26 protein-coding genes are annotated in these 22,637 nt (G+C 64.6%); 4 read left to right on the plus strand and 22 right to left on the minus strand.

Features of this window, described 5'->3' with window-relative positions:
• Positions 1-4: 4 nt before the first annotated feature.
• The 3 genes from dapA to ACNQOP_RS08525 are packed head-to-tail and all read right to left on the minus strand — an operon-like array spanning position 5 to position 2,094.
• The gene (gene dapA, locus ACNQOP_RS08515; RefSeq protein ID WP_235521825.1) at positions 5-937 is read right to left on the minus strand and encodes a 4-hydroxy-tetrahydrodipicolinate synthase; all 933 of its coding nucleotides are present in this window, start codon (positions 935-937) and stop codon (positions 5-7) included.
• Positions 938-955: 18 nt separating this feature from the next.
• The gene (locus ACNQOP_RS08520; protein ID WP_416404139.1) at positions 956-1,702 is read right to left on the minus strand and encodes a carbon-nitrogen hydrolase family protein; all 747 of its coding nucleotides are present in this window, start codon (positions 1,700-1,702) and stop codon (positions 956-958) included.
• Between the two features lie 56 nt (positions 1,703-1,758).
• Positions 1,759-2,094, minus strand: a complete 336-nt coding sequence (locus ACNQOP_RS08525) for a hypothetical protein (protein WP_235521822.1) — start codon at positions 2,092-2,094, stop codon at positions 1,759-1,761.
• Between the two features lie 100 nt (positions 2,095-2,194).
• Here ACNQOP_RS08525 and ACNQOP_RS08530 point away from each other — a divergent pair, with 100 nt between their 5' ends.
• Entirely contained in the window at positions 2,195-3,430 is a 1,236-nt protein-coding gene (locus tag ACNQOP_RS08530) for a heparan-alpha-glucosaminide N-acetyltransferase domain-containing protein (protein ID WP_416404141.1), read from the plus strand.
• On the opposite strand, the gene ACNQOP_RS08535 is transcribed toward ACNQOP_RS08530, so the two are convergent.
• The 9 genes from ACNQOP_RS08535 to ACNQOP_RS08575 all read right to left on the minus strand — a co-directional run bounded on the left by ACNQOP_RS08535 (position 3,406) and on the right by ACNQOP_RS08575 (position 11,035).
• Positions 3,406-3,894, minus strand: a complete 489-nt coding sequence (locus ACNQOP_RS08535) for a hypothetical protein (RefSeq protein ID WP_235521820.1) — start codon at positions 3,892-3,894, stop codon at positions 3,406-3,408. The two genes, ACNQOP_RS08530 and ACNQOP_RS08535, sit on opposite strands and share 25 nt — an antisense overlap.
• 3 nt (positions 3,895-3,897) lie before the next feature.
• A complete protein-coding gene (gene dapB, locus ACNQOP_RS08540; RefSeq protein WP_257371117.1) occupies positions 3,898-4,656 on the minus strand; it encodes a 4-hydroxy-tetrahydrodipicolinate reductase in 759 nt (252 codons plus the stop codon).
• Positions 4,657-4,708: 52 nt separating this feature from the next.
• Positions 4,709-5,164 (minus strand): molybdenum cofactor biosynthesis protein MoaE, encoded by a 456-nt coding sequence (locus ACNQOP_RS08545; protein WP_257371118.1) that lies wholly within the window; start codon positions 5,162-5,164, stop codon positions 4,709-4,711.
• A complete protein-coding gene (locus tag ACNQOP_RS08550; protein ID WP_416404144.1) occupies positions 5,154-5,657 on the minus strand; it encodes a MogA/MoaB family molybdenum cofactor biosynthesis protein in 504 nt (167 codons plus the stop codon). The genes ACNQOP_RS08545 and ACNQOP_RS08550 overlap by 11 nt, the downstream gene beginning before the upstream one ends.
• The gene (moaC, locus tag ACNQOP_RS08555) at positions 5,654-6,193 is read right to left on the minus strand and encodes a cyclic pyranopterin monophosphate synthase MoaC (protein WP_235521816.1); all 540 of its coding nucleotides are present in this window, start codon (positions 6,191-6,193) and stop codon (positions 5,654-5,656) included. Before moaC ends, ACNQOP_RS08550 begins: the two co-directional genes overlap by 4 nt.
• Positions 6,181-7,407 carry a gephyrin-like molybdotransferase Glp gene (gene glp, locus ACNQOP_RS08560; protein ID WP_416404147.1) on the minus strand — a complete coding sequence of 409 codons (1,227 nt, stop codon included), beginning with the start codon at positions 7,405-7,407 and terminating at the stop codon, positions 6,181-6,183. Before glp ends, moaC begins: the two co-directional genes overlap by 13 nt.
• A gap of 58 nt (positions 7,408-7,465) precedes the next feature.
• Positions 7,466-9,010 carry a molybdopterin-dependent oxidoreductase gene (locus ACNQOP_RS08565; RefSeq protein ID WP_416404391.1) on the minus strand — a complete coding sequence of 515 codons (1,545 nt, stop codon included), beginning with the start codon at positions 9,008-9,010 and terminating at the stop codon, positions 7,466-7,468.
• 83 nt (positions 9,011-9,093) lie between these two features.
• The gene (locus tag ACNQOP_RS08570; RefSeq protein WP_416404149.1) at positions 9,094-10,314 is read right to left on the minus strand and encodes a sensor histidine kinase; all 1,221 of its coding nucleotides are present in this window, start codon (positions 10,312-10,314) and stop codon (positions 9,094-9,096) included.
• Positions 10,301-11,035 (minus strand): response regulator transcription factor, encoded by a 735-nt coding sequence (locus tag ACNQOP_RS08575; RefSeq protein WP_416404151.1) that lies wholly within the window; start codon positions 11,033-11,035, stop codon positions 10,301-10,303. Before ACNQOP_RS08575 ends, ACNQOP_RS08570 begins: the two co-directional genes overlap by 14 nt.
• Positions 11,036-11,169: 134 nt before the next feature.
• Here ACNQOP_RS08575 and moaA point away from each other — a divergent pair, with 134 nt between their 5' ends.
• The gene (gene moaA / locus ACNQOP_RS08580) at positions 11,170-12,309 is read left to right on the plus strand and encodes a GTP 3',8-cyclase MoaA (RefSeq protein WP_416404153.1); all 1,140 of its coding nucleotides are present in this window, start codon (positions 11,170-11,172) and stop codon (positions 12,307-12,309) included.
• Positions 12,310-12,313: 4 nt separating this feature from the next.
• On the plus strand, positions 12,314-12,580 hold the full coding sequence (locus tag ACNQOP_RS08585) for a MoaD/ThiS family protein (RefSeq protein ID WP_257371125.1): 267 nt from the start codon (positions 12,314-12,316) through the stop codon (positions 12,578-12,580).
• On the opposite strand, the gene ACNQOP_RS08590 is transcribed toward ACNQOP_RS08585, so the two are convergent.
• The 8 genes from ACNQOP_RS08590 to truB all read right to left on the minus strand — a co-directional run bounded on the left by ACNQOP_RS08590 (position 12,577) and on the right by truB (position 20,299).
• Positions 12,577-13,053 (minus strand): DUF1579 family protein, encoded by a 477-nt coding sequence (locus ACNQOP_RS08590; protein ID WP_416404155.1) that lies wholly within the window; start codon positions 13,051-13,053, stop codon positions 12,577-12,579. The genes ACNQOP_RS08585 and ACNQOP_RS08590 overlap by 4 nt on opposite strands.
• Before the next feature lie 93 nt (positions 13,054-13,146).
• Entirely contained in the window at positions 13,147-14,490 is a 1,344-nt protein-coding gene (locus ACNQOP_RS08595; RefSeq protein WP_416404157.1) for a M16 family metallopeptidase, read from the minus strand.
• Between the two features lie 82 nt (positions 14,491-14,572).
• Positions 14,573-16,825: a polyribonucleotide nucleotidyltransferase gene (locus ACNQOP_RS08600; protein ID WP_257371128.1), complete on the minus strand. Its 2,253-nt coding sequence runs from the start codon at positions 16,823-16,825 to the stop codon at positions 14,573-14,575.
• 241 nt (positions 16,826-17,066) lie between these two features.
• The gene (rpsO, locus tag ACNQOP_RS08605; RefSeq protein ID WP_144652206.1) at positions 17,067-17,336 is read right to left on the minus strand and encodes a 30S ribosomal protein S15; all 270 of its coding nucleotides are present in this window, start codon (positions 17,334-17,336) and stop codon (positions 17,067-17,069) included.
• 159 nt (positions 17,337-17,495) lie between these two features.
• Positions 17,496-18,479, minus strand: coding sequence for a bifunctional riboflavin kinase/FAD synthetase (locus ACNQOP_RS08610; RefSeq protein ID WP_235521807.1), 984 nt, complete (start codon positions 18,477-18,479; stop codon positions 17,496-17,498).
• A gap of 88 nt (positions 18,480-18,567) precedes the next feature.
• Positions 18,568-19,017 (minus strand): hypothetical protein, encoded by a 450-nt coding sequence (locus tag ACNQOP_RS08615; protein ID WP_306673144.1) that lies wholly within the window; start codon positions 19,015-19,017, stop codon positions 18,568-18,570.
• Positions 19,018-19,019: 2 nt separating this feature from the next.
• Positions 19,020-19,373, minus strand: a complete 354-nt coding sequence (locus ACNQOP_RS08620) for a hypothetical protein (RefSeq protein WP_257371130.1) — start codon at positions 19,371-19,373, stop codon at positions 19,020-19,022.
• A 2-nt stretch (positions 19,374-19,375) separates the two neighbouring features.
• A complete protein-coding gene (gene truB / locus ACNQOP_RS08625) occupies positions 19,376-20,299 on the minus strand; it encodes a tRNA pseudouridine(55) synthase TruB (protein WP_416404160.1) in 924 nt (307 codons plus the stop codon).
• Between the two features lie 34 nt (positions 20,300-20,333).
• On the opposite strand from truB, the gene ACNQOP_RS08630 reads away from it, so the two are divergent.
• Positions 20,334-21,488, plus strand: coding sequence for a pyridoxal phosphate-dependent aminotransferase (locus ACNQOP_RS08630; protein ID WP_416404162.1), 1,155 nt, complete (start codon positions 20,334-20,336; stop codon positions 21,486-21,488).
• A 12-nt stretch (positions 21,489-21,500) separates the two neighbouring features.
• Here the strand turns inward: ACNQOP_RS08630 and ACNQOP_RS08635 are convergent, their stop codons facing one another.
• On the minus strand, positions 21,501-21,983 hold the full coding sequence (locus tag ACNQOP_RS08635) for a nucleoside deaminase (RefSeq protein ID WP_416404163.1): 483 nt from the start codon (positions 21,981-21,983) through the stop codon (positions 21,501-21,503).
• 84 nt (positions 21,984-22,067) lie between these two features.
• Positions 22,068-22,571, minus strand: coding sequence for a 30S ribosome-binding factor RbfA (gene rbfA / locus ACNQOP_RS08640; RefSeq protein WP_284987769.1), 504 nt, complete (start codon positions 22,569-22,571; stop codon positions 22,068-22,070).
• Positions 22,572-22,637: the final 66 nt, after the last annotated feature.

Raw genomic sequence — 22,637 nt, forward strand, 5'->3', positions numbered from 1 at the left:
TTTGCTACTTTCCGGCGGAACCGTCCTGGACGTCGAAGTCCATTCCGGCTTCCGCCAAATCCCCGCGGATGATGTCGATCTCGGCCGCGTCCGGCTCCACGAGGGGCAAACGGACAACCGAGTTGGGCAGGACTCCCTGCCACTTGAGAATCTGCTTGGCGGCTACTGCGCCTTGGACCCGCGTCATGGTTCCACGAACCACGGGTTCCAGTTCAAAGTTGATGGCCCTTGCCGTGGCGAGGTCGTTGGCATTGACGGCGTCGATCAATTCGCGGAAGCGGCGCGTGGCCACATGCGTGGTGACACCCACCAGCCCAACGGCGCCGAGCGCCATCCACTGCAGGGTCAGTCCGTCGTCGCCCGAGTAGAAGACCAGGTCTGTTTCTGCCATGACGCGCGTCGCTGCAGCAAAATCGGCCTTGGCGTCCTTGACGGCCACGATGTTCTGGTGCTTCGCGAGGCCGATCATGGTCTCGGGGGCGATCGCGATGGAGGAGCGGCCCGGGATGTCATAGAGCATGACGGGCAGGTCCGTGGAGGAGGCAATCGTCTCGAAGTGGGCGCGGACGCCCGCCTGGCTGGGCTTGTTGTAGTAAGGGGTGACGATCAGCAGGCCGTCAACGCCTACCTCTGCTGCACGCTGTGAAAGGTGCACGGAGTGGGCGGTGTCGTTGGTGCCGGTCCCGGCAATGATGGCTGCCTTGCCACCGACGGCTTCTTTGACGGCACGGAACATGCCAAGGTTTTCATCGTCGGTGAGGGTGGAGGTCTCGCCAGTGGTGCCGGTGACGACGAGGCCGTCGCAACCGTCCTGGACGAGCTTCTCTGCCAGCGCCGCGGCTTGGTCGTAGTCAACCTTGCCGTCCTCGGTGAACGGGGTGACCATGGCGGTCAGCAGGGTACCAAGGGCGGGATTGTGGGCGCGCAAGTCAGACATAAGAAAAACGTTACCCTGTCAGCGGCTTGTTACAAGAATGGGTTCCGCGTGATGGTCCTCATGCGCCAGGGCCAGACCTGTAGCCATGCAAGCTGGAGCGGGCCGGGAGCCCAGGTGCAGTCCCAGGCGCAATTCCTCGCCGGATACGTACAGGGCTGACACTGCGTAGACGTCGGCCCCTGACTCTGCGGCAACCGCGGCGTGGGACGGTTGGGCGGCGTCGGCGCATACGGCAAGAGCCACCCGCCACCCGTCTACTTCCAGGATTTCGGGGCCGTTCCCGGCGACGAACAGCTCATGCTCCGCGCCATGCAGATGGGTCTTGAAGGCCGGTCGCAGGGAGTCATCCGGCCCGATGATGAGTGATGCCAACCGTGGAGTGCCGTCAGCTTCCCGCCAGCCTGCACCGATCACTGCCGTGGTCCCGGTATGGGCACAGGCGTCCCGAAGCGGCTGGAGCCTTGTATCGCCGTCAGTCAGCCAGGCCGAAGGCTCACCCGCATGCTCCGGGGCATCGAATGAGTCCAACTCATAGCCCGTCAAGGAGAGCTCTGGAAACAGCACCAGCCGTGCGCCGTCAGCGTGGGCCTTTTCGATAAGCTCCACGTGGGCGGCGACGTTCCGGGCGACAGCCGCTCCCCCACTGCCCGTTCCCAGCGCTTCGTACTGAACGACGGCGGCCAGCAGCGTTGCTGACGCTGGCGCAGGCCCGGCGGGTCGCGGCATGGTCGATGGGGACGGTGATTGGGGGTGCGCTTGGGTCACCGGGCCATCCTATTCCGGCGAACAGCCGCACCGGCAGCCTAGGCGGACCGGCAACGTCAGGCGGATCCGGGCGTCCGGGCCGGCTGCTCCGAACAATACTGCGCCACAGCCCGCTCCTTGAGTTGCTCCGCCCAGGCCACCAGCCTCTGGGAGGCCCGCACGTACTCGAAGAGTTCAATGGGCGTGAGCGAATCAAGATCCGTATCCGCCAGCCGGCGGGCGAGCTCAGCTCCCGGCATCTGCTCGGCCAGGACCGTCCCTTCGCTCCGCCACTGGGTGTCCTCCGGTGGTTCGCCGGTGACAAGCTGCCTGAACAGGAAGTCGACCACACCGGGGCTCATTGCCTTCATGGGTCCACACAGGCGGTCCTGCGGCTTTGGAACATCGTTCATGCCGTAATGCTATTCGAACATATATTCGAAGACAAGGGCCGCTCTTCGCCAGCTGCTCCGTGCCGGGTTGCCGCCCAGCAGCCTATGAGACGATCGCTGCATGACTTCGCACGGGACGGCGCCACGACAGGAGGCCCACGGGGCCAGCCCGGCGTCCGCCCGGCTCCAGGGGATCGATGCCGCCCGGGGTACGGCATTGCTGGGGATGATGTCCACCCATCTGATCCCGACGTACGGTCCTTCTCCCCAGTGGGACCCGACTTTCGTGGGATTGGTCTTTTCAGGTCGGTCCTCGGCCCTTTTCGCTGTGCTGGCCGGCGTCGGATTGGCCCTCAGCACGGGCAAGCAGCAGCCGCCCAGCGGCGCTGGGCTGTGGTCGGCGAGAGGCGGAGTGGCCATGCGCGCCTTGGTGATTGCCGTCGTCGGATTCGTCCTGGGTGGGCTTGATGTCAACATCGCGGTGATCCTGGTCCACTACGCTGTCTTGTTCCTCTGCGTCCTGCCGTTCCTGGGCCTGCGCCTGAAAGCCCTCTGCTTCCTGGCGTTGGGCTGGATCCTGGCCTCGCCGGTCCTGGCGTACCTGGTCCGCCCCCTGCTGCTGGACACGACCCCTCCCCTCCAGTTGGGCCACAACCCAAAGGTTGAGGACCTGGAGACACCGGGACGGCTTCTGGCCGATCTCTTCTTTACCGGCTACTACCCCGTTTTCCAGTGGATGTCGTACCTGCTGCTGGGGCTTGCCATAGGCCGCATGGCGCTCACGACGGCGAAGGTACAGGTCCTGCTGTTGGCCGGCGGAAGCGCTGTAGTCGTCCTTGCGAAAGCGGTGGGCTTCCTGGCCATGGAATCGTGGGGTGGAAGGTCCGCCTTGGAGGCGCTCCCCGGTACCCGCGGGTACCCGTTGGAGAGCATGCTGCAGGTCAACCTGACGGGCCTTCAGCAAGTGGATTCGTGGTGGTGGCTGGCCACCGCCTCCCCGCACGCGGGCACCACCTTGGACCTCCTGCACACCGGGGGCACGGCTGCCGCTGTCGTGGGATTGTTCCTGCTGCTGGGCACAGTGGCTGAGCGGGCAAAGGTCAACGTCCTGGTCCTGCTCAGCGGTCCGGGAGCCATGACGTTGAGCCTCTACTCAGCGCATGTGTGGGTGGTCTCCGGATTCACCGACAGGCCACTGCCGGCCGGCTGGACCCCTGAAGGGATGTACTGGACCCAGGCGATCACCGCGATCATCATCGGCAGCTGCTTCGCCCTGCTCCGACGGCGGGGGCCACTTGAGTGGGTGGCCCACCAAGCGTCCAGGCTGGGCAGCTACCGTCCGGCGGCAGTCGGCTGAGAACGGAAGAGCTTCACCGCGTCCCGCATGGACGCGCGGGCCCGCTTGCGGTCACCGGAGGCGTCGTAGGCGCAGCTCAACCGGAACCAGGAGCGCCAATCTTCCGGGGCGGCCTCGGCTTCCGCCCGGTACTTTTCGAACTCTGCGTCCGCTGCCGACCGGACAATCCTGCCGCCGGGCGTTCGGGGAAGCGTGTCCTCCGGCAACCCGCCTTCGGCTTCCAGGACCTTGGCCATCTGCTCAGTGCGGGCACCAAAAAGCAGTTCCCGGATGAGCGCCCACGCACCCACCACGGGCAGGACCAGATAGGCGGCTCCTATGCCCTTGGCCACCAGGTTGGGATCGCCAAGCAGGAGGAAGGAGCGTTGGACGGACACCACCAGGTACAGCACCAGCAACAAGGTGATGGCACCTACCCAGATCTTGGTGCGGTTCTTCTTCAGTGCTGTCCAGAAATTTCCCATGTCCTAGAGCCCCAGATCCAGGTAGCCGTCCAAGCCGACCGTGAGGCCGGGGTTGGCTGCCACCTTCCGCAGTCCAAGAAGGACGCCGGGCATGAAAGAGGCCCGGTCGAAGGAATCGTGGCGCAACGTTAGCTGTTCGCCGGGACCGCCAAAGAGGACCTCCTGGTGGGCAACAAGGCCGCGAAGGCGGACACTGTGCACCCGTACCCCGTCCACGTCGCAGCCACGCGCACCGTCCAATGCCGTCTCGGTGGCGTCCGGGCTGGCCGGCACGCCTGCTTCCTGGCGGGCTTCGGCGATCAGCTGGGCCGTGCGCACAGCCGTGCCGGAAGGAGCATCCACCTTGTTGGGGTGGTGCAACTCAATGATTTCAACAGATTCGAAGTACTGCGAGGCCTTGGCAGCAAAGGCGGATGCCAGCACCGAGCCAAGGGCGAAGTTTGGGGCAATCAGCACGCCTGTTTCCGGTTTCGACTCCAGCAGTCCGCGGAGGGATTCCAACCTGTCTGCGTTCCAGCCTGTGGTGCCCACGACGGCGTGGATGCCGTGCTCGACGGCGAACCGGACGTTGGTCTCGGTGATGTCCGGGACGGTGAGATCAACAACATACTGCGCACCGGCGTCGAGCAGTTTGTCCAGGGAATCGCCGCGGCCCAAAGCGGCCACCAGCTTCATGTCTTCGGCTGCTTCAACAGCCTTAACGGCTTCAATTCCCATACGCCCGTTGGCGCCCAGCACTGCAACAGCAAGTTGTTCGGTCATGCGTTTAACCCTACCGCCGGGCCGGGCACGGGCGGGAACCGTTACCTTGCGCCTACTCCCCTGCGCCGACCCATTCCACAGTGCCATCACTGAAGAACTGCTCTTTCCAAATGGGAACCTGCTCCTTGACCCGGTCCACCAGTTCCGAGCAGACGGCGAACGCCTGGCCCCGGTGGGCAGCCGCAACTGCACACACCAACGCGGGATCACCGATCTCCAGCATGCCGATCCGGTGCGCGGCCCAGATGCGCACGGGTTGATTGGCTTCGCCGGAGTGCTCCGCGACCAACTGAGCCACCACGTCCGACATGACCTGGTGGGCCGTGGGGTGCGCGCTGTAGCTCAGTCGATCAACAGCTTTGCCGCCGTCGTGGTTACGCACGACGCCGCTGAAACTGACCACCGCACCCGCAGTTTCCGATTCCACTGCCCTGATGGCTTGGTCCACGGAAATCGGCTCGGCGCTGAGGACAGCGCTGACAACCTCGAAGTCTGTTTCAGTGCCCATGGTTTCCTTCCAACTGCTCACAGAGATGCCCGATCACGGGGTCCAGGACCGCCAGCCCATCCATGACCCCTTTGGGGGAACCGGGAAGATTGATGATGAACGATTTTCCCGCCGCACCCGCATGGCCCCGGCTCAGCATGGCCATGGGCGTCTTCGCAGCACCTGCGCGCCGGATGCCTTCCATGATGCCCGGTATTTCGCGGTCAAGGAGTGGCAGCGTCATCTCCGGCGTGCGGTCGTCCGGGCTGAGGCCCGTGCCGCCGCTGGTGATGACAACTGCCGGTTCCTGCGTCAGCAGGGCACGCAGGGCAGCACCTACAGGTTCACCGTCCGGCACCACCATGGTGGGAAAAGTGTCGAATCCGTGCTCGTTCAGCCAGTCCAGGATGATCGGCCCGGTCTCGTCCGTGTAGATTCCTGCGGCGGCACGGGTGGACGCGATCACGACGCCGGCCTTCCGCGGTCCGTGCGCGTTGGGCTCGCAGGCGCTCATGCTCCGGCCTCCCCGTGCCGTGGTTCGGAGGAGACGTCCCAGTCGCCGCTCTTTCCGCCACTCTTCGCGAGGACCCGGATATCGTCCAGGACGGCATGTTTGTCGACGGCCTTGATCATGTCGTAGACGCTGAGCGCCGCAACCGACGCGGCGGTCAGGGCTTCCATTTCGACCCCGGTGACGCCCCTTGTCTTGACCGTTGCCAGGACTTCCACCGATTCCGCGCCCAGCTCAAAGTCCACGGTGACCTTGGAGATCGGCAAGGGATGGCACAGCGGAATCAGTTCGGGGGTCTTCTTTGCCGCCATGATGCCCGCTACCCTCGCCACGGCGAGCGCGTCGCCCTTGGGAAGTTCGCCGGCGCCCAACAAGGCGAGGACTTCGGCGGTGCTGCGGACAGTGGCCGTGGCGGTGGCCTCACGCGTGGTGACGGCTTTCCCGGAGACGTCCACCATCTGCGCGGTGCCGTCCTGCCTGAGATGCGTCAGGCCCGCGGGGCCGTCTGGGTTATCGGGAGTGTGGTTCACAGCATCCATACTTCCACTTCGTCACCCTTGGCGAGTTCCGTGACGTGGGCGGGGATCTGGACCAGGGCATTGGCACGGGCCAGTGCGTGGACAAGGTGGGAGCCTGCCCCGCCTTCCATGCGCACTGTGCCATCGGGGTCCACGCTTCCGCGCCGGACCTGGTGTTTACCGTCGGGCGAGGTCAGTGGTTCGGCGAGGCGGGCCGTCTGCACGGGCCGGGGCGCAGGTGTTCCCTGGACCTGGGAAAGTGCGGGCCTGAGGAACATCTCGAAGGACACGAGGCAGCTGACGGGGTTTCCGGGGAAGCCCAGGAAGGGTGTCCCCTCGAAGGTTCCCAGGCCTTGTGGACCGCCCGGCTGCATAGCGACCGGCAGGAAATCCACTGGCTGGCCGGACATCGCTTGGCGGACTACCTCGTAGGCGCCTTTGCTCACGCCACCGGTGGTGACGATGATGTCCACCGGGTTCCGGGGATCCTGGGTGTAGCGGTGGAGGACTGACAGGAGGGTTTCGGGGTTGTCGTCGGAGATGCCCGTCCGCGTCACGTCCATGCCGGCTTGGCGCATGGAGGCTTCAAGGAGCGTTCCGTTGGAATCGTAGATCTTGCCGGGTGCCAGTTCCTGCCCGGGTTCCACCACTTCGTCGCCAGTGGTGACCAACAGCGCGCGGAATGGTTCACGGACCTCCACGGTGTCCAGGCCCAGGGCTGCAAGCAAGCCAAGTTGGGCGGGGCCCAGGAGCGTCCCGGCCGCCAGTGCCAAGCCGCCTGCTTCGATGTCGCTGCCACTGTTACGCACATAGGTTCCGTGAGCCACCGGCGGGAGCCGGACGGTAGCGTCTTCGGCGGCTGGCTCGGGAAAGACGTTCGGCGTTGCCTTTTCAATGGGCACGACGGCGTCGGCCCCTTCCGGGATCATGGCCCCGGTCATGATGGGGGCGGCGAAGCCGGCCTTCAATGGCGCTGGCGAGGCACCTGCCGGGACGGGCGCCGCGACCCGGAGCTCCGCACCGCCGTCGGGAATCCCTGCTGAATGAACGGCGAATCCGTCCATTTGGGAGTTGGGGAACGGCGGCAGTGAGAGGGGTGCGTAGACGTCACCGGCGAGCGCTTGCCCCAGTGCTTGGAGCAAGGGCAGGCGGAGGTTGCCCTTGGCAGCCCTCGCAGTGGTCAGCAGTTCCACTACGGCCTGCCGATGGGCTGCAACAGATCGGGGCACGGACATCCTCCTGTGTGGCTACTTTGACGTGCGGGAATTACCCGGACGTACCCAGACTAGGTCCTCAGGCCACCTTGACGCTGATTGTGTGGTAGCCGGTGGCACCATCCGGAGCTACGGGAGCCTTGTCTTCTGTCTGGGGTTCACCGGTGGAATCCGTGGCCCGCACCTGGACTTCGTAGTCGCCGGCTGTGAGGTCGATGCCGAGCTGCCACTGGTACCAGGTGTCGGTGGAGATACCGTTTCCCAGGGTGGCTTGTTGCCACGGACCCCGGTTAACGCGCAGCTCCACCCGTTTGACGCCCCGATGCTGGGCCCAAGCCACTCCGCCGAACTGCACCTTGCCTGCCTTAACTGTCCGGCCGTTGCGGGGTACGTCGATTCGCGATTGGGTTTTGATGGGTCCGTGGTCACTCCAGCCGCGGGGGGTCCAATACCCGATGTCGTCAGCGAACCGGGTGACTTTCAGTTCGGTCAGCCATTTGGTGGCGGACACATATCCGTAGAGTCCGGGCACGATCATGCGTACGGGGAAGCCGTGCTCCAGCGGCAATGGTTCACCGTTCATGCCAATGGCCAGCAGTGCATCCCTGCCGTCCGTGAGTGCCTCCAGGGGCGTACCGGCAGTCCAGCCGTCGTTGCTGGTGGACAGCACCATGTCCGCGCCGGCTTTGGGACCCGCCATGGCGAGGAGTTCGCGGACCGGCCAGCCCAGCCAGAGTGCGTTGCCGATGAGGTCTCCGCCGACGTTGTTGGACACGCAGGCGATGGTGATGTGCCGCTCCGTCATGGGCTTGGTGAGGAGGGTCGCGAAATCCAGTTCGATTTCCCGCTCCACCATTCCAGTGACCTTCAACTTCCACGAGGGTGGGTCGATGGCAGGAACCGTCAGGGCGGTGTCAATCCTGTAGAAGTCGGCATTGGGCGTCACCAGGGGGCTGATCCCGTCCACGGCCAGTGCCGCGCCGTTGGGGATGGCTTGGCGGGGTGTCGTGGGCTGTGGGAGCTTCAAAGTACTGCGGAAACCAGATGCGGCCGCTGTGGCACGCGTCAGGACAGCGGTCACCGTTCCGGCCACGACGGCCGCGATGGACGTCCCGGCGAGCGCGTTGAGGAAGCTGCGCCGGGCCAAGGGCGCGGGATCCGCCTCGTCCTGCCCGGGTGTCCCCCGCGAGGGGGCCCAGGTGGTCAATCTACGGATCAGGGTGCGCAACAGCAGCATGGTGACCACAGCCGCGACGATGGGCGCGAGGGCAGCCTGCGGTCCTGCTTGCGCGCGGGTAACGACGGCGGTCAGCCCCGCCGCGCCTGCCAGCCCTGCCAGTGCCAGGCCCCATCCGGTCCTGCGGTGCTCCAGGACTCCGGCCAGAGCGGCAAGGATCCCGGCGACCAGTCCGATGGAGGCGATGAGCACGATCTTGTCGGCCGTGCCGAACAATTCCACGGCCATGTCCTTGACGCCCGGTGGCACGGCATCGATGACAGCGCCACCCAGGGCGGTCACTGGAGAGACCAGGGGGCTTGCCAGGCCCGCAGTGAGTTCCCCCGCTGCTATCCCGGCTGCCCCTGCGGCCACACCGGCCGCCGCAGCCCACAGGCGGGGGCGCATACGGCCTCGTCGCGGCAGGGACGTTACGGGATCCGGTGGGTCCACGTGCGGGCTGGGTTTGTTCATGCTGCTGGGCATGCCCATCATGCGCCTCCTGGGCGATTGTCAACTGAAGTAAGGGTGGAGGCCGACGGGCTACCATCGCGGGTGGATCCGACGGGGAGTGACAGCGCAAAGCGGCAGCCGCCGTCGAGGTTGGTGACGCCCACCGTTCCTCCGTGGGCCTTGACGATTCCGGCCACCATGCTCAGGCCAATGCCGGCACCGCTGTAGCTCCCCTGCAACTCCGCGGTGGTTCCGCGCGCCGGGTTCTTCTGCCAGCCGGTTTCAAACAGGTGGGGAAGGTCGGCATCGGGGATACCGCCGCACTGGTCCTGTACTGCGACCACGGCATTCCCGTTGTCCCGCCCGACGCTCACATGCACGTCGCTGTCCGGACGGCTGTAGATGATGGCGTTCAAAAGGATGTTCCGTATGGCCCGCGCCAGGCTTGGCCCGTCGGCGACGGCCATGCACTCACGGTCCCCACCGCCGTCGAGCTTGATGCCCCGCTTCGCTGCCAACGGGGCCAGGTCCGAGAGGGCATCGCTGACGAGGTCGTAGAGGTCCAGTGGTTCGGCGCGAAGCTGCAGGCTGCCCGCCTGGATCTTGGACAATTCCAGGAGGTCATTGACCATGGCCGTCATTTGTTCGGTTTGCCCGATGATCTTCCGGTAGTAGCCGGGGACATCGGCCGCCATGCCGTCCTCCAAGGCTTCGGTCATTGCGCGCATGCTGGCCAGCGGTGTGCGGAGGTCGTGCGAAATCCAGGACACGAGTTCGCGCCTGGCCGTTTCGATGGCGGCCTCGCGTTCCCTGGACTCGGCAAGGCTACGGCTGCTTGCTTCCAGTTCCTGCGCAAGTTCGGCGAGCTCGGAGGTCACGGCGGGAGCCCTCCCCCGGCGGGCCTCCATGGTGTTGTCCAGGGTTTCGCCCCGCCCCAGCCGGCGGGCCGCATCCACCAACCGTGCCGCGTTACGGGACACCCCCGCGCCGAGCATCAGGGAGAGTGCAACGGCAACAGCCGAGGCGGTGGCAAGGATGTACCACATCACCTCAAGGTCCCTGGCGGAAATGAACATGGCGTTGAAGGCGCTGACCATCCCGGCCACCAGTACAGCTACGGTTGCCAGCACCACCAGGAAGATCTGAGTGAGCACCGAGGCGCGGCGGAGCAACCGGAGGAGCACCAATGTGGTGGCACCGATGAGGACGGCCCACAACAGGACCCAGGCGAGGATGGTCCACAGTTCACTGCCTCCCATGCCCACCTCCTGTGTCATCGAAACGGTAACCAACGCCCCAGACCGTCTTGATTAGTTCGGGCGTGGTGGGATTTCCTTCGATCTTTTCCCGCAAGCGCCGGACATGCACCGTGACGGTGGAGAGGTCTCCGAAGTCCCAACCCCAGACGGCTTTGATCAGTTCCTCGCGGCTGAACACCTGGTTTGGCCTGCGCATCAGGAACGCCAGGAGGTCGAATTCACGGACCGTCAGCGCCAACGGGTTGCCGTTGTGGGTGACCGTCCTGGACGCGGGATCGAGTTCGAGTCCCGCGGCCTCCACCGATGGTTCCGGGGCAAACTCCTTGACGCTGCGGCGGAGGACCGACTTGACCCGAAGAACCAGTTCCCTGGGCGAAAAGGGCTTGGTGACGTAGTCGTCCGCGCCCATCTCCAAGCCGAGGATCCGGTCATCTTCGGTTCCCAGGGCCGTGACCATGATGACGGGTACGCTCATGGTCTGGCGCAGCCGCCTGCAGACCTCAACACCGTCCAGTCCGGGCAGCATGCGGTCCAGGATCACCAGGTCCGGCTGCCGGGACGCAGCAACCTTGAGAGCCGTGAAGCCATCCGCAGCCATGTCCACCTGGAAGCCTGCCTTCAGCAGGTAGTCGCGGACAACATCGGCGATGGTCTGTTCGTCCTCTACCAGGAGGACCCGGCGGTTTCCCGGGTCCATTGCTGATGCCGTATTTGTGGTCACGCTTTCAGCATAGGTTTGCCGGCGGCACCCGGCACCCGATCGTGGCGTCGGCGGGGGAAGCGTATTGAATCCGTAAGAACTCTGTGACTGTAACTGGTGTCACTGATCCGGCCGGGGTGGCGTAGCCTGAATTCATGACTGTTCAGCTGGGCATGCCGGTGCCCCCGTCGGGTGCCGCCACAGGCAGCACGGAAAGTGGCGTGGGGGTTCCGCCGCTGCGTCCCGCGGGCACGCCCGCAGGGTTGTGGGACCGTTACGGGCGGCGCGCCACGGACATGCGCCTGTCACTGACGGACAAGTGCAACCTGCGCTGTACCTACTGCATGCCCGCCGAGGGCCTGGAGTGGTTGTCCAAGCAGGCCGTAATGACCAAGGATGAAATCATCCGTATTGTGCGCGTCGGGGTCACGGCCCTGGGTGTGCGGGAACTCCGCCTTACCGGCGGTGAGCCCTTGGTGCGCGCCGACCTGGTGGACATTATCTCCGGCATTCGAAGCAATCATCCCGACCTCCCCATCTCCATGACCACCAACGGCGTCGGACTGGACAAGAAAGCCGCAGCGTTGAAGGCCGCAGGGCTCACCCGGATCAACGTCTCGCTGGATTCCCTTCACGAAGAAACGTTCACCAAGCTCACCCGCCGTCCATTCCTGGATCGCGTCCTGGCCGGCGTCGATGCTGCCTGGGCGGCCGGCCTGGGCCCCGTGAAACTGAACGCCGTGCTGATGCGCGGCATCAACGACGCCGAATCGCCGGACCTCCTGGCCTGGGCGTTGGGCCGCGGTTACGAACTTCGCTTCATCGAGCAGATGCCCTTGGATGCCGATCACGGCTGGACCCGGCGCAACATGATCACGGCTGCCGAGATCCGCACGCTGCTGTCACGCGACTACGTCCTGGACCACGACCCCCGTGAACGGGACGGCGCCCCCGCGGAACGCTTTGAAGTACGACGCCGGGATACGGCTTCCGGTCTTGCCACCGGTCCGGTCCTCGGTACCGTGGGCATCATCGCCTCGGTCACGGAGCCGTTCTGCTCCGACTGCCGGCGGACGCGCATCACCGCCGAAGGCAAGATCATGAGCTGTCTCTTCTCCCGCGAGGAGTTCGACCTCCTGGGCCTCCTTCGTGGAGGAGCCACCGACGAGGAACTTGCGCAACGGTGGCAGGACGCCATGTGGGTCAAGCCCAAGGCGCACGGAATGGACCACACCGGTCTCGGCGCAGCGGACTTCGTCCAGCCGGACCGCAGCATGAGTGCAATCGGAGGCTGAAACCTTGCTTGTCCGCTACTTCGCTGCCGCACGCTCGGCCGCAGGAGTCGAAGAAGAAGTCCACCACCTGCCGGAAGGCACCAGCCTGGAGGCGCTGCTGGAAGCCGCCCTCGCCGTCGAACGTCCCGTGCCCCCGGACGGCACGCCGACCCTCGCGCGCATCGTTGCACGCAGCAGCTTCCTCCGCAACGAAGTGGCTGTGCGCGACCGTTCGGCCCCGCTGAGCCCGCACGACGTCATCGACGTCCTGCCGCCTTTTGCCGGGGGCTAGGCGCCGGGCGTTGACACCCTGCGGAAGACGCTTTTCAGCAACGGACTGAAGCCCGATGTTCCCTCGAGCCTCAGATCGGCTGTGTGCACCAGTACCCCGTCCTCGACGCGGAACGTGTGCCTGGCCACGCCGTCGGCCGTGCGCCGGTCCAGCGTCAGAATGCCTGCGTTCCACGAACCCCTGACGGGACTGGACGGCGGCCGGCCCATGCTGTCCACGTAGTACCAAAGCGTTTCACCGTGTTCGCGGTCCACAGTGAACATGCCATGCCCTTCGAAGTGTGTCCCATCCGCTTCACGGTGCCGGTAACTCTGCACGACGGCGTAGCCGCTGGCGGCCCTGCTGAACACCACCTCGGCCTCGGCAGTCCGCGCACTCCCCCACGGTGATGGGGCGATCTCCGTGACTCCACGCCAATGGCCAAGGAAATCCTGCAGCATCTCCGCGGCGTGGCCGCGTGGGGGCAGTTCCATCACATCTCCAACGTCAACAGGGCAGCATCATCACTGTGTGATCATGCTGCCCTGCCGGGAGTGTGCGAGTCCAGAGTCGGGATCTGTCTTGAGTCAGAGACCGAACGTTTCGGTTTCCTCAAACGGACCCACAACCGTGATGGTGCGCGGAGCTGCTGCGAGTTCGCGGGCGAGCTCCTGGACGTCGTCCACGGTGACGGCCTGGATCCGCGCCAGGGTCTCGTCGATGTCCTGGAACTCTCCGGAGACCAATTCCGCCCGGCCCAGCCGGGACATCCGCGAACCTGTGTCCTCGAGGGCCAACACGATGCCACCGCTGAGCTGGCCCACGGCCTTCCTGAGCTCTTCTTCGGTAATGCCTTCCTTGGCGAGCTTGTCCAGCTCCACGCCCAGGAGTTCCAGCACCTGGCGGACCTTGGACGGGGTGCACCCGGCATACATGCCAAAGTACCCAGCGTCCGCGTAAGCGGCGGTGAATGAGTACGTGGAGTACACCAGGCCCCGCTTCTCGCGGATCTCCTGGAAGAGCCTGGAGGACATGCCACCACCCAGGACTGCGTTAAGCACGCTCATGACGAAGCGGCGATCATCGGTGGCGACGATCGTGGGGCAACCCATGATGATGTTCGCCTGCTCCACGGGACGCTTCACGACGTGGAGGCCGGCGGTGCCTGTAATGACGGCACGCTCCGTCCCACGGCGTTCCACGGGCGCTGCACCGGAATCCAGCTGCCAACCGGCAGCTTTCAACGCATCAAGGACAAGTTCACAGACGACGTCGTGGTCCAGGCCGCCCGCTGCGGTGATGACCAGTTCCTCGGGGCGGTAGTAGCGCTGGTAGTGCTCCCACACCGAGTCCCTTGCCACAGCCTTGATCGCATCCGGTGTTCCGCCGATCGGCCGGGCCAGCGGGTGGCTGCCGAGCACTGCTGCCACGAATTTCTCGTGCGCCACATCGGTGGGGTCGTCGCTGTCCATGGCGATTTCCTCGAGGATGACGTCGCGTTCCTGCTCCAGTTCGGCAGGGTCAAGGACAGCGCCGGTGATCATATCGGCAATGACATCAATGGCCATGGGAAGATCCGTATCGAGGACCCGTGCGAAGTAGCAGGTGCTTTCCTTGGCGGTGGCTGCGTTGGATTCGCCGCCTACCTCGTCGAACGCAGACGCTATCTCCAGCGCTGTGCGCCTCTTGGTGCCCTTGAACAGCAGGTGTTCAAGGAAGTGTGTGGAACCATGCTGGCCGTCCGCTTCGTCGCGCGAACCCACTGCCACCCAGAAACCTATGGTGGCCGAACGCTGCCCGGGCATCGCCTCGGTCAGGACGCGCACGCCGCCGGGAAGCACGGAGCGCCGCACGACGGAACCGCCCTGTGCACCATGGATCAGTTCGCCGCCGGGAAGGGTTTGCTCCAGCGGCAAGGGTACGACAGTCATTAAGGCCTTTCAGGGTTAAGGCCGGAAGGGCCGGTGGAGCTTTTTCAAGCCCACCGGCCCCGCCGGGTGTACTGCTTACAGACTACTCTGCAGACTCTTCAACGACCTCGGCCGGAGCGTCCTCGGAAGCTGCGCCTTCTTCGTCGGCAACAACCGGCGAGAGGGAGAGCTTTCCACGGTCGTCGATCTTGGTGATCTCGACCTGTACCTTCTGGCCCACGGAGACGACGTCATCAACGTTATCCACGCGCTTGCCGTTGGCCAGCTTGCGGAGCTCGGAGATGTGCAGCAGGCCGTCCTTGCCCGGCGTCAGGGAGACGAAGGCGCCGAAGGTGGTGGTCTTGACGACCGTACCCAGGTAGCGCTCACCGATTTCCGGAACCTGCGGGTTGGCGATGGCGTTGATGGCGGAACGTGCTGCGTCGGCAGACGGGCCGTTGGTGGCGCCAATGTAGACCGTGCCGTCATCTTCGATGGAGATGTCCGCGCCCGTGTCTTCCTGGATCTGGTTGATCATCTTGCCCTTGGGGCCGATGACCTCGCCGATCTTGTCCACGGGGATCTTGACGGCGATGACGCGCGGTGCGAACTCGGAGAGCTCATCCGGGGTGTCGATCGCTGCGTTGATGACCTCGAGGATGTGGAGGCGGGCTTCGCGGGCCTGCTTCAGTGCTGCTGCCAGCACGGAAGCGGGGATGCCGTCGAGCTTGGTGTCCAGCTGGATGGCCGTGACGAACTCGGACGTACCGGCAACCTTGAAGTCCATGTCGCCGAAAGCGTCTTCGGCGCCGAGGATGTCAGTCAGTGCTGCGTAACGGGTCTGGCCGTCAACCTGGTCGGAAACCAGGCCCATGGCGATACCGGCAACAGCTGCCTTCAGCGGCACACCGGCGTTGAGCATGGAGAGCGTCGAGGCACACACCGAACCCATGGACGTCGAACCGTTGGAACCGAGGGCCTCGGATACCTGGCGGATGGCGTACGGGAATTCTTCACGGCTGGGCAGAACCGGAACCAGGGCGCGCTCTGCGAGGGCACCGTGGCCGATTTCGCGGCGCTTCGGGGATCCGACGCGGCCGGTCTCACCGGTGGAGTACGGCGGGAAGTTGTAGTTGTGCATGTAGCGCTTGCGCGTTACCGGCGACAACGAGTCGATCTGCTGCTCCATCTTGAGCATGTTCAGCGTGGTGACACCCATGATCTGGGTCTCGCCGCGCTCGAAGATGGCCGAACCGTGAACGCGGGGCAGAACCTCTACCTCTGCGGTCAGCTGGCGGATGTCCGTCAGGCCACGGCCGTCGATGCGGACCTGGTCCTTGAGGATGCGCTGGCGCACGACGTGCTTGGTGACCGAGCGGAACGCTGCTGAGAGTTCCTTCTCGCGGCCCTCGAACTCGCCCGCAAGTGAGCCCAGGACTTCGTCCTTGAGTTCGTCGGAAGCGGCGTCGCGCTCCTGCTTGTCAGCGATCTGGAAGACCTTGGCCAGCTTGTCAGCGGCAGCGGCTTCAACAGCTGCGTAGACGTCGTCCTGGTAGTCAAGGAAGACCGGGAACTCGACGGTCGGCTTGGCGGCGCGTGCCGCCAGGTCTGCCTGTGCTTCGCAGAGTGCCTTGATGAACGGCTTGGCAGCCTCGAGGCCCTCGGAAACAACCTCTTCGGTAGGAGCTGTTGCGCCCTGTTCCTTGATGAGGTTCCAGGAGTTGTCGGTGGCTTCGGCTTCCACCATCATGATGGCGACGTCGTCACCGGCAATGCGGCCGGCAACAACCATGTTGAAGACGGCGTTCTCAAGCTGGGAGTGCTTGGGGAAAGCGACCCACTGCGAACCGTGTTCGTCGGCGATGAGGGCGACGCGGACGCCACCGATCGGGCCGGAGAACGGGAGGCCGGAAAGCTGCGTGGACATCGAGGACGCGTTGATGGCGACGACGTCGTAGAGCTCGTCCGGGTTGATCGCCAGGACAGTAACGACGATCTGGACTTCGTTGCGCAGGCCCTTGACGAACGCGGGGCGCAGCGGACGGTCCATGAGGCGGCAGGCCAGGATGGCTTCCGTGGACGGGCGGCCTTCGCGGCGGAAGAACGATCCCGGGATACGGCCGGCTGCGTACATGCGCTCTTCAACGTCAACCGTCAGGGGGAAGAAGTCGAAACCTTCGCGCGGCTGCTTGCCGGCGGTGGTTGCGGAGAGCAGTGCGGTGTCTTCGTCGATGTAGACCATCGAGGCACCGGCTGCCTGCTTGGCAAGGCGGCCGGTTTCGAAGCGAATGACGCGCTTGCCAAAACGGCCGTTGTCGATAATGGCTTCGGAGAACTGGATTTCGGGACCCTCCATAGAGAGTCACCTCCGTTTCTGTTAGCGGAAGTCCGCCGCATCAACCCAGGCCTCTTCTTTTTTCCTGGCCTGTACGACACCCGGTCATCGATCGAGATCCACGGGCCTCATCACCACAGATGAGCTTCCCGGGAATCACTACCGAGGACCGCGAATGCGCGATGCGGTTGATTCCTGTTTTTAGTTGTTGGTGAAGAAGGCGGCCCGTTCCGGAAAGGAGCGGGCCGCCCCTAAAGGGAGACTAGCGGCGCAGGCCGAGGCGCTCGATGAGCGAACGGTAGCGGGCGATGTCAGTGTTCTTCAGGTAGGAAAGCATGCGCTTGCGACGACCAACCATGGCCAGCAAACCGCGCTGGGTGTGGAAGTCGTGCTTGTGCTCCTTCATGTGCTCAGTCAGATCCTTGATCCGCTGGGTCAGAACTGCAACCTGGACCTCGGGCGAACCGGTGTCGCCTTCAGAGGTTGCGTATTCCTTGATGATGGACTGCTTTACAGCGGCGTCAAGTGCCACGTGAACTCCTAGAGTTGTGCCGTGCGTCCCGGTGCAGCGCCTCGCTGACGGGTTGCCTTTGGTGCGTTGCCGCACACAAAAACAGGTCCAGCTGCCACGGACTGCGGCCGGATCCATTCACCAGTTTACCGGCAGGTCAGCAGTGTTGTCGAAATTCGCCTAGCGCCGGGTCAGCAGCTCGTGCGCCTGGGCTACGTCCAGGCACATTTGCTCCACCAGGGCCTCAGGTCCACGGTAGGCAACCATGCCGCGCAGGCGCTGCGTGAATTCGACAGCAACGGTCTGCCCGTAGAGGTCGAAGTCCTCCACTTTTTCCTCGGGACGATCGATCACGTGGGCCTCCACCTGGCGGCTCACGCCGTCGAAGGTGGGGTTGGAACCAACGGAAATAGCGGCAGGCCACCGTGTCCCGGACTGGTCGATCAACCAACCCGCGTAGATGCCGTCCGCGGGAACGTACCCTGTGGAATCGTGGGCAAGGTTGGCTGTGGGGAAACCGAGATCCCGTCCGCGGGCAGCGCCGTGCACTACCTCGCCGCGCATGCGGTGCGGGCGGCCAAGCACAGCGGCGGCGGTCACGACGTCGCCTTCGGACAGGGCTTCCCGCACCCAAGTGGAGGAACAGCGGCGGTCAGCATCGCCGTCGTCGTGTACCGGAGAGCCTCCGGCTCCGTACTCGTTGACCACCTGCACGCCGAACCCAAGCTCCTCGCCCAGTTGCTGCATGGTGACCACATCCCCCACGTTCCCGGCACCAAAGCGGAGGTCGTGGCCTACGACGACGTGCGCGGCGTGAAGTCCGTCAAGGATGACATCGCGGACGAACTCGACCGGTGTCATCGCCGCCAGGTCCAGGGTGTACTTCATGACCAGCACGGCATCGACGCCGGTGTCCCCGAGGGCGTCGAGCTTGTCCTGGAGGCCCATGATCAGCTCGGGAGCGGAATCGGGCCTGTGGACCTGGGCCGGATGCGGATCAAAAGTCACTGCAACCGACGGAATGTTGTGCCGCTTGGCGGTGCCCGTCAGCTGCGACAGGACATGCTGGTGCCCGCGATGGACGCCGTCAAAGTTCCCAATGGTAACGACAGTAGGTCCGAAGTCCTTGGGGACTTCGGTGGGATCGTTCCAGATGTGGACCATCAACCTCGCCTTTTACTGCAGATGTTCGGTGCGCCCGGCAACCTCCCGGCGCCGGAACATTCTAAGGTTACCCGCAAGGGCGGTTGGCTCAGGACGGGCGGCGCTTGTTCAGCCACAGGAGGCCAAGGATGGGCAGGACAAGCGGGACGAAACCGTAACCGCGGCCGAACAGCGACCACACGGTATCGTGCGGGAACGCCACGGGGTCGAAGAGGCTGATGGCGCCCACCACCAGCACGCCGATGAGCTCCGTCAGCACGGCGGCCACTGAGACCTTGAACCACGTGCGGCCCGGCTTGGCCAGCGAGATGGTCGCCACAATATAGACGACGGCGGCAAAGGCCGAGAGGATATGCGCCAGCGGTGCTTCGGCGAACTTCGTAGCGATCTGATAGCCGGCACGCGCGGTCGCGGAGAGGGCGAAAACGGCGTACACCGCGATCAGGAGGCGGCCAGGACCGGTGTTCCGGGTATCCTTCTTCGGCTGCGGGGTTGCCGGATTGGTCTCAGTTCCAGTCACGATGGGTTCTTCTTTCAAGGTCAGTACCAAATCTGGTTCATGCGTGCGCCCATGACGAGGACCGTGACGCCTACCGCAGCGAGGACGAAGTTGCTCCAGCGGGTGCGTTCGAGGATGGCCCAGTACACCGCACCCAGCGGGATCATGAGCGCCGTGATCAGGTAGCCCCAGAATTCCCAGGCTTCCCCGGCAATCTGCTCGCCCAGGGCAACCCGGATGATTGAACCCACCAGGTACACCACCAGGACCAGTTCAACGGCGAGTACCGAGTAGATGGTGGGATCATTCGGGGCCTTTTTCATCAGCCCGGCCACCACGCACATGATGGTCGAAACCAGTCCGATAATCAGGAGGGCATAGAAATATCCGTCCATGGCTACTTCGCCTCCCCCGACCCGGTTCCCGGGGCGAACACCAACACGGGCTTGGCAAAGCTCCCGGTGTCAGCCAGCAACGCCACCAATTCCCCCGATGGTGCGAAGGCAGCTGCGGGATTTTCTGCCGTGGCAGCCTCCTCGGTGCCTGCTCCCGGCCCCGCGGCGATGCGGCGGCCGAACGAGATCTCCGTTGTTTCGTCCTCGCTGAGCTCGCGGTTTGGCATCAAGGAGCGGGCAGCGAGGGACATGTCCAGCACCTTGAGCTCTTCGGCCAGTTCCTCCAGGGTCCTTGCCTGCTCGAGCGTATACGGCCCCACCTGCGTCCGACGCAGGGCCGTGAGGTGGCCGCCGACGCCCAAACCGTTTCCAAGGTCGCGGGCCAGGGCCCGGATGTATGTCCCGGAAGAACACTCCACGGTGACGTCCACGTCAACTACCCTGCCGCCGTCGAGCCTGTTGATCGCGTGCACCTCGAAGCGGTGGATCGTCACGGGGCGCGCTGCGAGGTTCACTTCCTCCCCGGAGCGGACCCGGGCGTAGGAGCGTTCGCCGTTGACCTTGATGGCACTCACGCTGCTGGGCACCTGCTGGATAGGGCCCGTGAGCGCGGCAACCCCGGCCGCGATGGCGTCATCGGTGACGTCCACGGCACTCCGGGCCTCCGTGATGTCGCCCTCGGCGTCGTCCGTGATGGTGGTCTCGCCGAGCCTGATGGTGGCGGTGTAAGTCTTGGAGGTGCCCACGATGTACGTCAGCAGGCGCGTCGCCTTATTGATGCCAAGCACCAGGACGCCGGTGGCCATGGGATCGAGCGTCCCCGCATGCCCCACTTTCCGGGTACCAGCCAGCCGCCGCATCCGGCCAACCACATCGTGGCTGGTCCATCCCTGCGGTTTGTCAACGATTACCAGTCCAGAAAGCACGCTTACCAGTATATGGGTGGCTAGGATGGCTCCCATGCCTGAGCTTGCCTTGCACGTCCGTGACGTCCCCGTGAACCAGATCCGCGAAATCACCGAGGCCGCGTGGGCCACCCCCGGGGCGATCGTCCTGAGCATCGGCGAACCGGGGTTTGCGCTGCCACGGCACGTCCTCGACGCCGGCATTGCTTGCCTGGACCGGGATGAGACCAACTACACACCCAACGCGGGGATGCCCGCTCTCCGGGAAGCGTTCGCCGCCCGCTTCCGCGAACAGCAGGGCGTAGGGATCGGTGCTGAACGGGTTTATGTGGTGGACGGCGCCCAGCAAGGCCTGCACTTCGCCATGAGCCTTCTCCTCTCCCCCGGCGACGAGATCCTCATCCCGAACCCCGGCTACCCCACGTTTGCCATGACCAGCCGGCTGCTTCACGCCGTGCCCGTACAGTATCCGCTGTATCCCAAGAACGACTTCCAGCCGCATATCGAGGACATCGAAGCACTCATCACGCCGCGGACCCGTGTCCTCGTGCTGAATTCGCCGTCCAACCCGTTGGGGGCGGTCATCAGTGAAGAAGCCACCCGGGAATTGGTGGAACTGGCCGTCCGGCACGACCTCTGGATCATCTCGGACGAATGCTACGAAGCCTTCACCTTCGATGTCCCGCACGTCAGCCCAGCGCGCTTCGACAGCAACGTCCCAGGGGAAGCCCGCGTGTTCACCTCGTTGACGCTGTCCAAGACGTACGGACTGACAGGCCTGCGCATCGGGGCGTTGATCTGCCCTCCTGGGATTGAGCAGAAGATGAACAACGTCATGGAATCGATCGTCTCCTGCGTCGCGTCACCCTCGCAGTACGCTGCGCTGGCCGCATTGACCGGGCCCCAGGACTACGTTTACCAGGCCCGCGATCATTACCGGAACAACCGCGACGCGGCCTCGGCCGTGCTGGAAGCCAAGGGTATTCCGTTCCTCGGGGCACAGGGCGCGTTCTATCTCTGGGCCGACGTCTCGCACGTAAGCGGCGGGGACGTCCGCACGTGGGTGCGCAAGTTCCTGGCGGAATCGGGAGTCTCGTTCGCGCCGGGCACGGCGTTCGGGTCGATCGGCGAGGGCTGGATCAGGATCGCCCTTTGTGGCGGTCACCAAGACCTGCTCGACGGCGTCAATCGCCTTCCAGCGAAGGTTTAGCTGCCGCCGGACCTAGTACGACGTCCGGCGCGTATGGTGCTTCCAGGCCTCGAACGGGTCCTCCGCCGCTGCCAACTGGGCGTGCTCCACGGGGAGAAGTTCCGGCCTGCTGCCGGCGAAGTACTCATAGAACACTGCGTCGTCGAAGCCGGCCCGCGCCGCGCCGTGCCTGTCCGCGGCAAAGTAGACGCGTCCGATCCTGGCCCAAAGCGTCGCCGACAGGCACAACGGACAAGGCTCACAGCTTGCGTAGAGAACGGAACCGGTGAGGTCGAACTTCCTCAGCTCGGCAGCCGCACGACGAATGGCCACCACTTCCGCGTGCGCCGTGGGATCGTGGTCGCGTGTAACCCGGTTGACCCCCTCATGGACAGTTCCGTCCGCGGTGACCACGACGGCGCCGAAAGGACCGCCGCCGTTGGAAACGTTTTGGACCGCCAAGCGAATGGCCCGGTTCAAATATTCATCCCGCTGCTGAGCATCGTGCGCCGACATGCTCCGATCCTAACCAGTTTGTAAACAGATAATGCCCCTAAGAGCGTCTCTTAGAGGCATTATCTGAACAAAAACTTTGAGGTCTTAGCGATTGGCGTCTTCGTCGAGTTCGTCGTCGCCGGAGAGGTCGATGTCCTCTTCGTCGAAGTCGTCTTCGTCGATGTCAGCCGGAGTGTCGCTCTTGTACGGGTCGGCATCGCCAGCCGGCTTGGCACCGGCAGCCAAAGCAGCTACCTCGGCGTCGCGGCGCTTGGCCTCGCGCAGCAGTTCCTCAAGGTTCGAGGCATTGACCGGAATCTGGTCCGCGACGAACTCAAGAGTCGGGGTCAGCCGGACGGTGATGTTGCGGCCAACTTCCTGGCGCAGCACCCCCTTGGCCTTCTCCAGCGCCTTGGCGGCGTCGGTGTGGGCCACTTCATCGCCAAAGACGGTGTAATAGATGGTTGCGTGCTGAAGGTCGTTGGTGACGCGGGCGTCGGTGACCGTAATGGACTCGACGCGCGGATCCTTGACCCGGCGACCGAGGGCCTCAGCGACGACGACCTTTATCCGCTGTGCCAATTTGGCGGCGCGTGCGGGATCAGCCATGACTTCCTCCTGGAAAGTAGAAACGGGTACGGAACGGGTCCGCCGGGGCTACCCGACGGACCCGCT

Source organism: Arthrobacter sp. LFS091 (assembly GCF_047977885.1).
In the GTDB taxonomy this organism is placed as follows: domain Bacteria; phylum Actinomycetota; class Actinomycetes; order Actinomycetales; family Micrococcaceae; genus Arthrobacter.

Coding starts and splice junctions, on each gene's coding strand:
- ACNQOP_RS08620 (WP_257371130.1), bottom strand. CDS start 19,373: ATGGACGGATATTTCTATGCCCTCCTGATTATCGGACTGGTTTCGACC.
- glp (WP_416404147.1), bottom strand. CDS start 7,407: ATGTCCGTGCCCCGATCTGTTGCAGCCCATCGGCAGGCCGTAGTGGAA.
- ACNQOP_RS08590 (WP_416404155.1), bottom strand. CDS start 13,053: ATGGAACTGCCCCCACGCGGCCACGCCGCGGAGATGCTGCAGGATTTC.
- rbfA (WP_284987769.1), bottom strand. CDS start 22,571: ATGGCTGATCCCGCACGCGCCGCCAAATTGGCACAGCGGATAAAGGTC.
- ACNQOP_RS08630 (WP_416404162.1), top strand. CDS start 20,334: ATGCCTGAGCTTGCCTTGCACGTCCGTGACGTCCCCGTGAACCAGATC.
- ACNQOP_RS08565 (WP_416404391.1), bottom strand. CDS start 9,010: ATGCGCCCCCGCCTGTGGGCTGCGGCGGCCGGTGTGGCCGCAGGGGCA.
- ACNQOP_RS08610 (WP_235521807.1), bottom strand. CDS start 18,479: ATGGTCCACATCTGGAACGATCCCACCGAAGTCCCCAAGGACTTCGGA.
- ACNQOP_RS08635 (WP_416404163.1), bottom strand. CDS start 21,983: ATGTCGGCGCACGATGCTCAGCAGCGGGATGAATATTTGAACCGGGCC.
- ACNQOP_RS08535 (WP_235521820.1), bottom strand. CDS start 3,894: ATGGGAAATTTCTGGACAGCACTGAAGAAGAACCGCACCAAGATCTGG.
- ACNQOP_RS08570 (WP_416404149.1), bottom strand. CDS start 10,314: ATGGGAGGCAGTGAACTGTGGACCATCCTCGCCTGGGTCCTGTTGTGG.
- dapB (WP_257371117.1), bottom strand. CDS start 4,656: ATGACCGAACAACTTGCTGTTGCAGTGCTGGGCGCCAACGGGCGTATG.
- dapA (WP_235521825.1), bottom strand. CDS start 937: ATGTCTGACTTGCGCGCCCACAATCCCGCCCTTGGTACCCTGCTGACC.
- ACNQOP_RS08530 (WP_416404141.1), top strand. CDS start 2,195: ATGACTTCGCACGGGACGGCGCCACGACAGGAGGCCCACGGGGCCAGC.
- moaC (WP_235521816.1), bottom strand. CDS start 6,193: ATGGATGCTGTGAACCACACTCCCGATAACCCAGACGGCCCCGCGGGC.
- ACNQOP_RS08550 (WP_416404144.1), bottom strand. CDS start 5,657: ATGAGCGCCTGCGAGCCCAACGCGCACGGACCGCGGAAGGCCGGCGTC.
- ACNQOP_RS08545 (WP_257371118.1), bottom strand. CDS start 5,164: ATGGGCACTGAAACAGACTTCGAGGTTGTCAGCGCTGTCCTCAGCGCC.
- ACNQOP_RS08600 (WP_257371128.1), bottom strand. CDS start 16,825: ATGGAGGGTCCCGAAATCCAGTTCTCCGAAGCCATTATCGACAACGGC.
- ACNQOP_RS08595 (WP_416404157.1), bottom strand. CDS start 14,490: ATGACTGTCGTACCCTTGCCGCTGGAGCAAACCCTTCCCGGCGGCGAA.
- moaA (WP_416404153.1), top strand. CDS start 11,170: ATGACTGTTCAGCTGGGCATGCCGGTGCCCCCGTCGGGTGCCGCCACA.
- ACNQOP_RS08525 (WP_235521822.1), bottom strand. CDS start 2,094: ATGAACGATGTTCCAAAGCCGCAGGACCGCCTGTGTGGACCCATGAAG.